Raw genomic sequence first — 12,539 nt, 5'->3', positions numbered from 1 at the left:
GCAGCCAACGCCACCGGTGCCGGCACAGAGCGCGCCGACGGCGACGCCGGCACCGACCGTAGGCGGCGACGTGACCCCAGCCCCGTGCGGCGTGGGCACCATGGCAACCTTGGCGTCGGCCCCCGTAGGCACGGGCAAGCGCGACGAGGCATTCTGCCTAGCCTTGACCGATGGCCCTCAGCTTCCAGACAGGCTGGCCGTCGACGGTGTGGCGGTGCAGCTCTGCGACGACCATGGCGCGGATATTGGGGTCTGCGGGCGGCTCGATCTCCCAGGCCGCAGCGGGCGTGCAGTCCATCAGCAGGGAGGCGTGGGGCAGGGAGTCGCAGGTCAGATCGGTATCGACGTCCCTGTTGATGGCGATGGCCACGCGTCGGACGTGTTCGGGCAGCGCGGAAAGGTGAACGGTGATGCGCTCGACGGTGTGCGCTCCTTCGAACTGCTTGCCCAGAAGGCGCACGGCTCCGTCCGCTCAGAGGGCGGTTGTAGAAAACGAAGCCCTCATCACCCCCGACGTGTCCGTCATGCCCCGTCAGGAAGAGGGTGAGGTCTGCGTCGGCGCCCGCGAACCTGAAGGCCAGACGCAGTCCCTGCCAGGCCTCTTCGGGCAGGACGAAGGCCTGACCGGCGATCAGCGTCGCAGGGGCCACCGCAGGTGCGGGTGGCAGGGGAACCGGGCCTGCCGGTGCTTCCTGCCTCCACTCGGCGAACGGCTTGATCCGGTACGGCTCGGCGACCAGGCCGCCGCCGGTTGGCCCGCCCCGCCCGCGACCCGACCCGGACCATGCTGCCGAGCACCGAGCCCACATCCACCTGCGCATCCTCCCTGGATGGTTGGTGCCCTGCCGCACCGAGGCCCCCCCGTATACGGGGGGGCCACCGAGTCGCTTCAGGTGGTGGCGGGCCACCCCCGCAGCAGGACCGCGATCTTCGCCGCCGTGCAGGCGGGGTCCAGGAGCAGGTCCTTGAGAGCGATGGCGTCCTCGCGGGCGGGCTTGACGGGAATCCCGGCGGCCTCGAGGTACATGACGCCGGTGGCAGCGGCGACGGCGAGGTTGGAGCGCTCCAGCCAGCGGCAGCGGCCCAGCGTGTGTACCAGGGCGGCGGCTTTGGCGTAGGGGTCGTCGTAAACGGGCTGCTCGAACAGCTCCGCCCGGTGGCGGGCGACCGCGGAGAGGGGAACACCGTAGTCGTCGGGGGCCGGGTCGTTCGCTCCGGCCGCCTCGGCGACCTGCAGGATCCAGGGAACGTCGATGTGCAGTTCCATCAGGCGGCGCGCCCTCCGGGGGGCGTCTGCTGCGCTTGTTCGGCCTCGTCGAAGACCGATTGGTGGTCGGCCAGGAAGCGGGCGGCGGCGTCCACCGCGCGGGCGCGCAGGCCGCTGGTGTCATCGTGCACGAGGCGGGCGAGGTAGTCGCCGATGCTCAGTCCGAGGTCGGCGGCGCGTTGCTTCGCGAGTTCTGCGACGTCTTCGTCCACGCGCGCGCCCAGCTGTGTCTTCGCCATACCGGCATGGTAACAGCTGTTACCATGCCGAGTGGGCGACAGCGGCGACAGGCGAGCGCTGTTTCCTGCAGGCCTGGGCGAGCCAAGCGCCACCGCGGACTCGAGACGCCTGCGTCTGGACCGCTCGCAACCCTCCCGACTGCGGGCGCTGGCCGGGAGGGAAGCCGCCTTCGCGAGCGAGAGTGGATCCGTGCACCACTGTGGCCTGGGCGGTGCTGGATACTCTTCGTGTATGGCCGAGGTGGACGGCGAGCACGGCAGCGGCGGCTGCCGGGTCGCCAGGGCGGCGTGGACGGTCTGGTCAGCTCACGCTCCGTGCCGGGCTGATCCGCACTCCGGTGCCGCGGGTCGCCATCGTCCCCAACGAGTGGGAGGCGCAGCGTGCGGTCGGCATCCTCGGGCTCGTGGCTCCGTTCACTTCTAGGGGCTCTGGCTCAGCTTGCGTGGTGGTGCCACGCTGGGTGACCGGCGGATGCCTGGGGGCACTGCGTGTCCTTGAGTCAGAGCGGTCTAGGCCCTTTGAAATTCGTGGACTCCGGAGGTGCGAGAGTGAGGCGCTGCCGGCGACGTGAAGTCCTCTGGCGAGGTGGCCGAGTAAGAGTGATCTGACGGACCATCTGCTGGAAGCAAGCCAGGGATGCGATGGCCGGCAAGGCGGCTGATGCGACACTCGTGAAGGTCATGTCGGCCTCGGCCATGCAGAGGATCATTGCCAGGGAAGAAAACAGCAGAACGACGAACCAGGAGTGCATCGCACGCCGTTGATGCAGGGCGGCCCGCAGGATGGAGAGCGAGGCCACCATCCAGGGGCCATAGATCAGAAGAGGCCACCCCTGAGCCATGGCGCCCCGTGCACCCGCAACGTGCAGAAGAGGTGCATAGGCCACCATGCCGCCAAAAACACTCACCATCGAAACGATGACGCAAGCGATTGCGGCGATGAGGTAACTGAGGGTCTGCAACCTCGTGAAGCGGGGTTCGCGGGCTCGCACCTTCCGATGCCCGGCGGAAAAGCGCCGGATAGGCGGCAACTCAGCAGTGAGCTGTACCAGGTTGTCCATCGGGTCGTCGGTGGAGTCAATGCCGGGGGACGGCTCGCTACGAGGAGGTGGCACGGCAGCCACCTGGTCTGCCGTCGCGGCATCCTGCAAGAGATAGGTGAGTTCCTCGACGGGATCCCATCCCGCTACCGGGGACGTCATCGAATGCAGGGGCTCAGCAGCTCCCATGTGCCAACCTGCCGACTGCCCCTCCTGGTAGGCACCGAGATATTCATCGTGCCGGGCGAACCAGTGATCCGGATAATCGTGATTCACGAAAAGTCCGCCTCCGTCACATGCGGGATGCGAGGCAATCGGATTGCCCCTGGCTGACCCACCGCCGACTGAGCTCCTCCTGGGCCGTATCCAGCAGCATCAGGAGCTCCCTGAGCAGGGTCTCAGTGACCCGCAGCTCGACCTTCGCGCCGTCTCTGTGCAGGGTGCCGTTGGCGTCAGGCGATGAGTACGCCGAGGCCGGCGTGAAGATGTACCGCCCTAGCGCCACGCCACGGGCCGTGGGGAGCTTGTCCGCCGTCGGCCCGGAGAGGGTCGAGGAAAAGAGGCTTGCTTTCGTCATACCCCGCTAACGCATGCCGCACTCCTCCAGATGTGCGGCAAACGAGTGAGACGATTTGGTGAAAATTTTAGAGACGGCGCTTGTCGTCAGAGTCAGCCGCGCCGCGTTCAATGTGTAATGAGTCGAGCGGATTGTCCTTTGAGTTTTTCGGCGAGGAGAGGCCACTCCCTGTGGACGGGATGGGCGGCATCCCACGACCGCTCCCGGCTTGGCCATAGCGCCGTGGCCCAGTCGAGCAGGTTGGCGACCGCGGCGCCCCTGTACGTGGCGGGATCGAGCAGATCCGCCAGTTCCACGGGGCCCAACCGACAACACGGGCTTGCGGCCCGGCCACCCGACCCCGACTGGCTGATTCACTACGGCCTCACCGGAAGGACGTCGACCGGGTGCCCTTCCCGGGCCCGGCCGCCGGAGACCCTCAGCCGATCGACGCGTCCGACGCCGGCACGGGTCCTTTGGATACCGGAGACCATCACCGACACCGCACCACCGTTATCGACAAGACCCCCGACATCCGCAGACCAGAAGCATCGTCACCACCACCGAAGGACCCCGGAAGCGTCCCTTTCCTTCTCAGAACTCCGAACACCGCGGCTCCAACCCCACCCGCCAACTGCGACTGCGAACCTCGCCATCACAGGCGCGCCCGGCGGGTCCTGGCTGCCGAGGGTTCAGACCACGTCCGAGCCCCTTAGCAACAGTTGCGCCACAGCGATGCCCGCTACAATGATCGCCGCCCGAAACGGCCACCGGCTCCGGATGTCCGACGGCAAAGCCGTCCCCGCGACCGCGACGGCCCCGGCCATCGCCGCCAGTCCCCCGCTCAACCCGCCCACCGCTCCAGGTGGGCCAGCGACAAGCACACCCACGGCCGTCAGCATCACGAACGGGGCCAGCCACCGGCAGGTTCCGCGGCCCAGCCGCTGTGGCAGCCCGCGAACACCGGTCCCGAGATCGTCCTCGATGTCCGGAAGTGCGTTGACCAAGTGCGCCCCCACACCCAGCAGCGCCCCGGCCGTCACCGCCCACCAGGCGGGCCAGGACGGCGACGGCATACCCAGGGTGACGAACGCCGGCAGCGATCCGAAGGCCACGGCGTAGGGCAGCGGCGAGAGCACCGTGTGCTTGAGCACCAGGTTGTAGGCCCAGCCAACAGCCACCATGCCCAGATGCGCCACTGCGGCGGCGGCGCCGCTCAGCAGCGACAGCGGTACGCACAGCCCCAGAGCAGTCCCGGCCGCGGCAGCCGCCGCCCGAGGCGGGAGTTCACCGGTGGCTACCGGTTTGTCGCGGCGTTTGCAGACCGTGTCGCGCTGGGCGTCGACCGCGTCGTTGCACCAGCCGACCGAGAGCTGGCCGGCCAGCACGGCCGCGGCCACCGCTACAGAGCCCGCCACCCCGCGGTCCGCTGCCACGGCGAGCGCGGTCACGAGCACCGTCACCGCGACCGCCGGCTCCAGGTGGCAGGAGCGCAACAACGCCAGGACCCGGCGTGTCGTGGGCGGAAGAGCCTGGGGTGCGTGTAGAGACACACAGGGAAGTTACGGGAGAACCCGGCAACAGGAGGCATTACCGGCATGCGTGTCACTGCAATTGTCGACGACGCCCTTCCCCTGCCCACCGCCCCGTCCCGAACACCTCCGCCCGGCCCGGCGACCTCGGTCACAGCGATCCGCACCGCGCTCCCGCCGTATCGGTACACCCAGGACGACCTCACTGAGGCGATCGGTGACCTGTGCCTGCCCGCCGGGGCCGACCGCGCCTTGCTGCGCCGCCTCCACGCATCCGCGGGTGTGCACACACGCCATCTCGCCCTGCCGATCGAGCGGTACACCGACCTCGGCGACTTCGGTCAGAGCAACGACGCATGGATGGCCGCCGGACTTGAACTGGGCGAGGAAGCCCTCGTCGGCGCACTGCAGGAGGCTGGACTCGAACCGGCCGACGTGGATCTGCTGGTGTGCACCTCCATCACCGGCATCGCCGCTCCCTCGCTCGACGCCCGGCTGGCCGGTCGCCTGGGACTGCGGCCCGACGTCAAGCGACTCCCGGTGTTCGGCCTGGGGTGCGTGGCGGGCGCGGCAGGTCTCGCCCGGCTGCACGACTACCTGCGAGGGCACCCCGCCCACACCGCAGTACTCCTCAGCATCGAACTGTGCTCACTGACCCTTCAGCGGCACGACGACTCCCGCGCCAACCTCGTCGCCGGCGCCCTGTTCGGTGATGGCGCAGCAGCGCTCGTGGCGCGCGGCAGTGGCAACGCCGGGCCGGACGGGGCCGGACCCTTCGTGGTCGCCACACGCAGCCACCTGTATCCGGACACCGAACAGCTCCTGGGGTGGGACATCGGCCCCACCGGGTTCCGCGTCGTGATCGACGCCGGTGTTCCCGACATCGTGCGGGACCACTTCGGCCGGCACCTGCGTGCCTTCCTGGCCGACCACAACCTCACCACGGACGACATCGGAAGCTGGGTATGCCACCCGGGAGGCCCCAAGGTGCTCTCCACCATGGCCGACACCCTCGACCTGCCCGGCGACGCACTGAACACCGCCTGGCACTCGCTCGCAACGGTGGGGAACATGTCCTCCGCCTCCGTACTTCACATCCTCCAAAAGACCTGGGAATTGAACCGACCAGAGCCCGGCACGTGGGGGCTGCTCCTGGCGATGGGGCCGGGATTTTGTTCCGAAGTCGTCCTGCTGCGCTGGTGAGTGCTCTCATGCCCTGGTACACGTTTCTCGTCCTGGCCGTTACGGCCGAGCGCATCGCCGAACTCGTCGTCGCTCGACGCAACGCCGTCTGGACCCTCTCTCGCGCCGGTGTGGAGCACGGCCGCGGTCATTACCCGGTCATGGTCGTGCTGCACACGGGTCTGCTCGCCTGCTGCCTTGCCGAATGTGCGCTCGCCCACCGGCCGTTCCTGCCCGCTCTCGGGTGGCCCATGCTGGCGCTTGTCATCATGGCGCAGGCGCTGCGCTGGTGGTGCATCAGCACTCTGGGGCCGTACTGGAACACACGGGTCATCGTCGTCCCCGGAGCACGCCTGGTCGGAGCCGGGCCCTACCGGTTCCTACGTCACCCCAACTACCTGGCTGTCGTCGTGGAGATCGCCGCCCTGCCACTGGTCCACTGCGCGTGGCTGACCGCCGCCGCGTTCACCGCGGCCAATGCACTGCTGCTCGCAGTCCGTATCCGCTGTGAGAACACCGCCCTCGCCTCGGCGGCGCCCGCATGAGCGGCGGCCACGACCTGCTCATCGTCGGAGGCGGTCCAGCTGGTCTCGCGACCGCACTGCACGCCGTGCGCGCCGGTCTCGACACTCTTGTGGCGGAGCCACGTCGGACACCGGTCGACAAGGCGTGCGGCGAGGGCCTGATGCCCGGCGCCGTCCGAGCCCTCAGCGCGCTCGGCCTGGAGATCCCCGGCCACCCGATCACCGGCATCCGCTACATCCAGGGCCACCGCCAGGTGCAGGCCGCGTTTCGGCATGGCCCCGGCCGCGGCGCGCGCCGCACCGACCTGCACAGTGCCCTGCACCAAGCCGTCGTGGACGCAGGTGTACCCGTACTGCCCCTGCGAGTGAGGGAAGTACGGCAGGACGCGACGAGCGTGACCGTCCCCGGTACGGGCCTGCGCGCACGGTGGCTTGTCGCCGCGGACGGCCTCCACTCACCGTTGCGCCGTTCGCTCGGCCTGGAGGTGAAGACCAGTGCCGCACCCAGATACGGCCTGCGCCGCCACTACGCGGTGCCTCCCTGGTCCACCTACGTCGAAGTGCACTGGGGACCCTACGCAGAGGCGTACGTGACTCCGCTCGGCCCCGCACTCGTCGGCGTCGCCCTGCTGACGACCCGGCGAGCGCCCTTCAGCACCCAACTCGAGAGCTTCCCCGAACTGGCGGCTCGCCTCCCCGCCGAGAGGGCCGTCACCGCTGTCCGCGGCGCGGGACCGCTGCGCCAGCGGGCACGCACCCGCACTCACGGACGGGTACTGCTCGTCGGTGACGCCGCTGGATACACCGACGCGCTGACCGGTGAGGGCGTCTCTCTCGCCCTCACCGGTGCCGAAGCCCTGGTCGCCAACGTGCGCCGCGGCACACCCAACCGTTACGAGACCGACTGGTGCCGCGCGACCCGCCGCCACCGGCTCCTGACCGACCTCCTGGTGCGGGCCCGCCAGCAACCGGCACTGGCTTCGCGCATCGTGCCCACCGCCGTACGCCTGCCCCGCCTCTTCGCAGCGGCGGTGAACGCACTGGCATGACCAGACCCAAGAGGCCGGACGACAGTCTCATGACCCGGGCCGCCCAGCGCTCCCCCGGTACGTGAGGCCATCGAGCCCAGCGCCCTGAACCGCTGCTCTACATCCTCGATCCTCGCTCCCGGTAGCATTCCTCGGTGTCGCCACCTGCCTCATCACCCACCCTCACGTCCAACGTCTTCGTCAGGACCTCTCAAGCCGACCGCCCGGTGGTGCGACGCTCCTGCACGTGGGCGTAGGCCATCAAGCCGAAGAGGGCGGCGAGCAGGACGGCGGACGATCCCGCGGTGCCGAGATCCAGGCCGCCCTTGGCAACCGGCTTGGTGAGGAAGTCGCCGGCGGTGGCACCCAGCGGACGGGTGAGGACGAAGGCGATCCAGAACAACAGCACGTTCGGCACCGCAGGCACCTTCATCAGCGCGACGAGCACGGCGAGCACCCCCGTCACGAGCAGCGCCCCGCCGGCGTAGCCGAGGCCGGAGCTGTCGGAGAGGAAGTCACCCATGGAGGTGCCAAGAGTGTTGGACACGAGGATCGCCGACCAGAAGAGGGCCTCGCCCTTGAAGGTGACGATGTCGCGGATCTGAAACGTCATGCCGCTCAGCTTCCAGGCGAGGAAGATCGCCAGGAGGATCGAGATGAGAAGGGCCGCTCCGGCGGGATATCCGAGGCCGAGGCCCTGCGGGCCCCAGCCCAGCTTCGCGACGCCGTCCGAGAGGTACTTGGAGCTGGCGTCGCGGTTCATGAAGTCGGACATCGTGGTCCCTGCCATGCTGGTCGACAAGATCACGGTCCAGTAGAAGAACGGGTTGTAGCGGCTGGATCCCAGCTGAACCACCAGCGTCACCACGAAGATCAGGAACAGTGCGATCGTGGTGACGAAGTAGCCCAGCTTCAGGGTCTGCGCGAAGAGGTCGCCCGCCGTCTCGCCCAGGGTCGTCGCGGCGATCTTCATGACCCAGAACGCCAGCGTGACCTCGGGCAGCTTCTTCATCACCGACTTGGCCGTGCTCGACGTGTCCGCCACATCTAGGTCGGTGAGGACCTCCGAATTCTCCAACTCAAACGTCTCCTGTCCGGTCGAGCGCCCTGTCGGATGAGTCGGCAGCCCCCGGCAGCCGAGTCCTCGACCGTGTCACAGAGAGATCGAACGCATCCTGAACGCGGGCTGTTCGGCAGGTCAGGCCGCGTGTCGAGCTGCGTGCTCCGGCTCGGCAACGTCCTTGCACCACACCCGCCGTCAGCACGACGCGGCAGGCCACGACGCACCGAACGGCACCCGGCGCCTCGTCGCCGCAACGACTCGGTACGTGACCCCGTACTCACGAACGAATCAGTTGGCCTCCACCACCGAACCGCTCAGAGTGCGCGGGGAGAAGGCGTAGGCCACCGTTTCTCCCTGCTCCATGGTCAGCGCCATCCGCCGGCGGTTGTTCGGCCGGTCGATATACGCGGTGGGCACTCGCTCAACAAGGCCGTCAGCCGGCGGCACGCGCAGCACAGGGCCCAGGTTCACGTACGGAACCGGGACAGGTACAGGGCGCGCGCCTTGACGCCCGCGCCTGACGCGGTGACCGGCTCCTTGGCGGGCCCCGGTTCGACGGCCGACTCCTCGGCCGGCGGGCCTCGGTGGCCTCGATCTCCAGCAGTCGTTCCAGGGCCCGCGGTCCGCGACATTCGTTCGGTGTGGCCGCTGGTCCAGGACCCGGTTCAACGCCTGGCGGCGGGACGCGCACCCGCGGACTACGCCGCCTCCGGGTCGGCGAGGCCCGCCTGGAACGCGGTGATGGCAGGCGGCCTCCGGGCGCACCCGCCGGGCCGTGGCCAGGCGGCGTACGGCGTCGGGGACGAGTAACGAGTCGCCCTCCGCGACCAGCCGGACGGCTTGGGCGATCTGCCGGACGGGCGCCCGTTTGCGGAGGAAGCCGCCCGCGCCGGCGCGCAGCGCGTCGTACACGGGCTCGTCTCTCGAACGTGGTGATGACCACGACCTTCGGCGGGTCGGCCGGTTCCGCCCGCAGCCGCCGCGTCGCCTCGATGCCGTCGACCGTGGGCATCCGGACATCGATCAGCACGACGTCCGGCCGCAGCCGCTTACGAGCGGCAGCACCTGGGAGCCGTCGTCGGCCTCACCGACCACCTCGATGGCGGGCTGGGCGGAGGGCAGCGTGCGCAACCCGGTCCGGGTCAGTCCCCCCTCCCGCACGGTTCACGACCCGGTCACCGCAGCCCGGCGGATTCGGCCTCGCCACCCGCTGACACCGCGACGCTTCCCCTGTCCGGCCCAATGACGGTGCGCCGGAGGGGCGGGCGGGCGTGGCGGGTGTGACCGTGGGGAGGGAAGGGGACCACGAGTGGCGAGGAGCGAGCATGGTGAACGGAGTCGGCGAGGGCTGTGCGCCGCTGAGTGCCGTGGCGGACGCCGTGCTGTACGAGGGGTACCTGCTCTACCCGTACCGCCGGTCCTCGGCGAAGAACCGGGTCCGCTGGCAATTCGGCGTCCTGCTGCCCCGGAACTGGGTGGAGCGGGACGGCCCGGTCACGCCTGGACTCTCCGGCTCCGCCGATTCCTGGTACCAGCAGACCGAGTGCCTGGTCCGGGCGCGGCGCGAGGACGCCGCCGTACGGGTGCGGGTGCGGTACCTGCAGCTCCAGCACAAGCAGGTGGAGGCGGCCGACGGGGACGGGGGGCACCGCCCGGTCGAGTCGTTGCGGACGGCGGACGGCGTCACACACCTGTCCTTCGAGGAAGCGGTGCCCCGCGAGACCGAGGTGGTGCTCACCCTGGAGGAGCTTCTGCACGGCGGCCGGACCGTCACAGTGGGGGCGCCGGCCGGTGCGGAGTACGAGCCGTTGCCCGCCGGAGCGGGGCGGACGGCGCGGCGGCGCCGGGAGGTACGGGCCCGGGCGACGGTCGTGGCCGAGCCCCTGGCCCCGGACCTGTACCGGTTGCGTGTACGCACCGAGAACACCGACCAGGCGCCGGATCCGGCGGCCCCGCGCGGTGCGGTGCTGCGGCAGGCACTGCTCGCCACACACACCCTTCTCGTCGGCGACGGCGTCGAGTTCGTGTCGCTGATCGATCCGCCGGCCGGCCTCGCGGAACAGGTGCGCGGCTGCCGCAACGCCTTCACGTTCCCAGTGCTCGGCGGGGCGCCGCAGCAGCCCGGCGGCGAGGACGGGGCCACCGGCGCGTCCCTGCTCTCCGCACCGATCATCCTGCCGGACCATCCGCAGGTGGCGCCGGAGAGTCCCGGCGATCTGCACGACGCGGCGGAGATCGACGAGATCCTCACCCTGCGCACGATGCTGCTGACCGACGAGGAGAAGGCCGAGGCGCGGGCCACCGATCCGCGCGCCGCCAGGATCGTCGACCGTGTGGAGACCATGCCTCAGGAGGTCTTCGCCCGGCTGCACGGCACCATCCGCTCCCTGGCCCCGGCTCAGGCTTCGGCTCAGGCATCCGCTTCGGCCCGGCCGGCCTGGTGGCAGGAGGGCGGTGACGACGGCCTCTTCCCCACGACGGACACCGTGCTGGTGGACGGGGTGCCCGTGGGCGGCGGCAGCCGGGTGCGGCTGCGCCCGCGCGTCCGAGGCGCCGACGCCCAGGACATGTTCCTGGCCGGGCGGTCCGCGCGGGTCTCCGCGCTCTTCCACGACGTGGACGGCAGTGTCCACCTGGCCGTCACCGTGGACGACGACCCCGCCGCCGAACTGCACGGCTGGTACGGCCGGTTCCACTACTTCCGCCCCGACGAGGTAGAACCGCTCGCCGTCACGGACGCACCGGACCAGGGCGGCCCGGCCCAGCGGTCCCCGCGGCCCGCGCGCCTGGCCGACCGCCCCGAGAGTGGACGGTCCGATGCCCACGCCTGAGGGGCCGGCCGACCGCCACCGGCCGGCCGCCGCCCCCGGCGAATCCCCCCGCACCGATCCTCGCGGCCCGTCGGCCGCGGCCTGAACGGTTTTCGAGACCCGGCTGCAACGGAGGCCCAGAGATGACCACACAGAGCGGTACCACCGAAGTCGGCGGCGAGCCCGCCAGGGCCGAGGCCCGGGAGGGGTTCGACGAGATCACCATCCTCTGGATCTCGGAGGGCATGAGCTGCGACGGCGACACGGTGTCGCTGACCGCCGCTGGCCAGCCGTCCATCGAGGACGTGGTGCTCGGCCTCATCCCGGGGCTGCCGAAGGTGAACCTCGTCAACAAGGTGCTCTCGCCGAGCCTGGGCGGCGAGGACTTCCTCGCCCCCTACCGGGCGGCGGCGCGCGGTGAGCTGGAGCCGTTCATCCTCGTCATCGAGGGCTCGATCCCGAACCAGAACATCATCGAGGGCGACGGCTACTGGACATCGTTCGGCAACAACCCGGAGACGGGCGAGCCGCAGACACTCAACGAGTGGATCGACCAGCTGGCGCCCAGGGCATGGGCGGTGGTCGCGGCCGGTACCTGTGCGACGTTCGGCGGCATCCACGCCATGGCGGGCAACCCGACGGGTTGCATGGGTCTCGCGGACTACCTGGGGTGGGAGTTCAAGGCTCGCTCGGGACTGCCGGTGGTCAACGTGCCCGGCTGTCCGATCCAGCCGGAGAACTTCATGGAGACCCTGGTCTGGGTGCTCCAGCACGCGGCCGGCGCCGCTCCCCCGCCGCCGCTGGACCACATGCTGCGTCCGCAGTGGCTGTTCGGCAAGACCGTGCACGAGGGCTGCGACCGGGGCGCCTACTACGAGCAGGGTGACTTCGCGAGGGACTACAACTCCCCCAAGTGCCAGGTGAAGGTCGGCTGCTGGGGTCCGGTCGTCAACTGCAACGTGCCCAAGCGCGGCTGGATGGCCGGCATCGGCGGCTGCCCGAACGTCGGCGGCATCTGCATCGGCTGCACGATGCCGGGCTTCCCCGACGCCTTCATGCCGTTCATGGACGAGCCCCCGGGCGGCACGCTGTCGACGATGGTGATCAGGCCGTACGGGGCGGTCATCCGCCGACTGCGCGGCCTGACCAACGACATGGTGAACCACGAGCCCAAGTGGCGCCACAACAAGCGCAAGCTGACCAGCGGTTACGACCCGCACTGGCGCGCGTGACACCCGCGGCGCCCGGGCCCGTCCCGCATCCCGCCACCCACCAGTCCAACCCGAACAGCGAGGGGC

The 12,539-nt window shown here is 70.0% G+C and carries 13 protein-coding genes and 1 pseudogene; 5 read left to right on the top strand and 9 right to left on the bottom strand.

Translation table 11 applies throughout. The features are described 5' to 3' along the window. Positions 1-157: 157 nt before the first annotated feature. The 6 genes from ACF1GV_RS31215 to ACF1GV_RS31190 form a co-directional block, all read right to left on the bottom strand. Positions 158-460, bottom strand: a complete 303-nt coding sequence (locus tag ACF1GV_RS31215) for a TerD family protein (RefSeq protein ID WP_391687213.1) — start codon at positions 458-460, stop codon at positions 158-160. A 429-nt stretch (positions 461-889) separates the two neighbouring features. Beyond that, positions 890-1,267, bottom strand: a complete 378-nt coding sequence (locus ACF1GV_RS31210) for a fic family toxin-antitoxin system, toxin component (RefSeq protein WP_391687210.1) — start codon at positions 1,265-1,267, stop codon at positions 890-892. Next, entirely contained in the window at positions 1,267-1,506 is a 240-nt protein-coding gene (locus ACF1GV_RS31205; RefSeq protein WP_391687207.1) for a hypothetical protein, read from the bottom strand. Before ACF1GV_RS31205 ends, ACF1GV_RS31210 begins: the two co-directional genes overlap by 1 nt. A gap of 500 nt (positions 1,507-2,006) precedes the next feature. Then, entirely contained in the window at positions 2,007-2,822 is an 816-nt protein-coding gene (locus tag ACF1GV_RS31200; protein WP_391687204.1) for a DUF2637 domain-containing protein, read from the bottom strand. A 16-nt stretch (positions 2,823-2,838) separates the two neighbouring features. Then, positions 2,839-3,123 carry a hypothetical protein gene (locus ACF1GV_RS31195; protein ID WP_391687201.1) on the bottom strand — a complete coding sequence of 95 codons (285 nt, stop codon included), beginning with the start codon at positions 3,121-3,123 and terminating at the stop codon, positions 2,839-2,841. Between the two features lie 671 nt (positions 3,124-3,794). After that, positions 3,795-4,565, bottom strand: coding sequence for a UbiA family prenyltransferase (locus ACF1GV_RS31190; protein ID WP_391687198.1), 771 nt, complete (start codon positions 4,563-4,565; stop codon positions 3,795-3,797). Positions 4,566-4,700: 135 nt separating this feature from the next. Here ACF1GV_RS31190 and ACF1GV_RS31185 point away from each other — a divergent pair, with 135 nt between their 5' ends. From ACF1GV_RS31185 to ACF1GV_RS31175, 3 genes are read left to right on the top strand one after another with little or no spacing between them, the layout of a single operon-like run. Then, positions 4,701-5,837 (top strand): type III polyketide synthase, encoded by a 1,137-nt coding sequence (locus ACF1GV_RS31185; RefSeq protein WP_391687195.1) that lies wholly within the window; start codon positions 4,701-4,703, stop codon positions 5,835-5,837. A gap of 8 nt (positions 5,838-5,845) precedes the next feature. Beyond that, complete coding sequence (locus ACF1GV_RS31180) at positions 5,846-6,361, top strand: isoprenylcysteine carboxyl methyltransferase family protein (RefSeq protein ID WP_391687192.1); 516 nt, start codon at positions 5,846-5,848, stop codon at positions 6,359-6,361. Then, the gene (locus ACF1GV_RS31175; protein WP_391687189.1) at positions 6,358-7,389 is read left to right on the top strand and encodes an NAD(P)/FAD-dependent oxidoreductase; all 1,032 of its coding nucleotides are present in this window, start codon (positions 6,358-6,360) and stop codon (positions 7,387-7,389) included. The genes ACF1GV_RS31180 and ACF1GV_RS31175 overlap by 4 nt, the downstream gene beginning before the upstream one ends. A gap of 190 nt (positions 7,390-7,579) precedes the next feature. Here the strand turns inward: ACF1GV_RS31175 and ACF1GV_RS31170 are convergent, their stop codons facing one another. The 3 genes and pseudogenes from ACF1GV_RS31170 to ACF1GV_RS31160 all read right to left on the bottom strand — a co-directional run. Continuing rightward, entirely contained in the window at positions 7,580-8,446 is an 867-nt protein-coding gene (locus ACF1GV_RS31170; protein ID WP_391687186.1) for a hypothetical protein, read from the bottom strand. A gap of 273 nt (positions 8,447-8,719) precedes the next feature. After that, the gene (locus ACF1GV_RS31165; protein ID WP_391687344.1) at positions 8,720-8,848 is read right to left on the bottom strand and encodes a hypothetical protein; all 129 of its coding nucleotides are present in this window, start codon (positions 8,846-8,848) and stop codon (positions 8,720-8,722) included. A 360-nt stretch (positions 8,849-9,208) separates the two neighbouring features. Beyond that, a pseudogene (locus tag ACF1GV_RS31160) lies at positions 9,209-9,577 on the bottom strand (response regulator transcription factor); the annotation flags it as partial. 179 nt (positions 9,578-9,756) lie between these two features. Here ACF1GV_RS31160 and ACF1GV_RS31155 point away from each other — a divergent pair. Next, positions 9,757-11,262 carry a hypothetical protein gene (locus tag ACF1GV_RS31155; RefSeq protein WP_391687183.1) on the top strand — a complete coding sequence of 502 codons (1,506 nt, stop codon included), beginning with the start codon at positions 9,757-9,759 and terminating at the stop codon, positions 11,260-11,262. A gap of 122 nt (positions 11,263-11,384) precedes the next feature. Further along, positions 11,385-12,473 (top strand): hydrogenase expression protein HypE, encoded by a 1,089-nt coding sequence (locus ACF1GV_RS31150; RefSeq protein ID WP_391687180.1) that lies wholly within the window; start codon positions 11,385-11,387, stop codon positions 12,471-12,473. The last annotated feature ends 66 nt before the right edge of the window (positions 12,474-12,539 follow it).

This window comes from Streptomyces sp. NPDC014006 (assembly GCF_043088925.1).
In the GTDB taxonomy this organism is placed as follows: Bacteria; Actinomycetota; Actinomycetes; order Streptomycetales; family Streptomycetaceae; genus Streptomyces.
This window is presented reverse-complemented; position numbering and strand designations above follow the sequence as displayed.

Coding starts and splice junctions, on each gene's coding strand:
- ACF1GV_RS31210 (WP_391687210.1), bottom strand. CDS start 1,267: ATGGAACTGCACATCGACGTTCCCTGGATCCTGCAGGTCGCCGAGGCG.
- ACF1GV_RS31205 (WP_391687207.1), bottom strand. CDS start 1,506: ATGGCGAAGACACAGCTGGGCGCGCGCGTGGACGAAGACGTCGCAGAA.
- ACF1GV_RS31195 (WP_391687201.1), bottom strand. CDS start 3,123: ATGACGAAAGCAAGCCTCTTTTCCTCGACCCTCTCCGGGCCGACGGCG.
- ACF1GV_RS31185 (WP_391687195.1), top strand. CDS start 4,701: ATGCGTGTCACTGCAATTGTCGACGACGCCCTTCCCCTGCCCACCGCC.
- ACF1GV_RS31180 (WP_391687192.1), top strand. CDS start 5,846: ATGCCCTGGTACACGTTTCTCGTCCTGGCCGTTACGGCCGAGCGCATC.
- ACF1GV_RS31175 (WP_391687189.1), top strand. CDS start 6,358: ATGAGCGGCGGCCACGACCTGCTCATCGTCGGAGGCGGTCCAGCTGGT.
- ACF1GV_RS31155 (WP_391687183.1), top strand. CDS start 9,757: ATGGTGAACGGAGTCGGCGAGGGCTGTGCGCCGCTGAGTGCCGTGGCG.
- ACF1GV_RS31150 (WP_391687180.1), top strand. CDS start 11,385: ATGACCACACAGAGCGGTACCACCGAAGTCGGCGGCGAGCCCGCCAGG.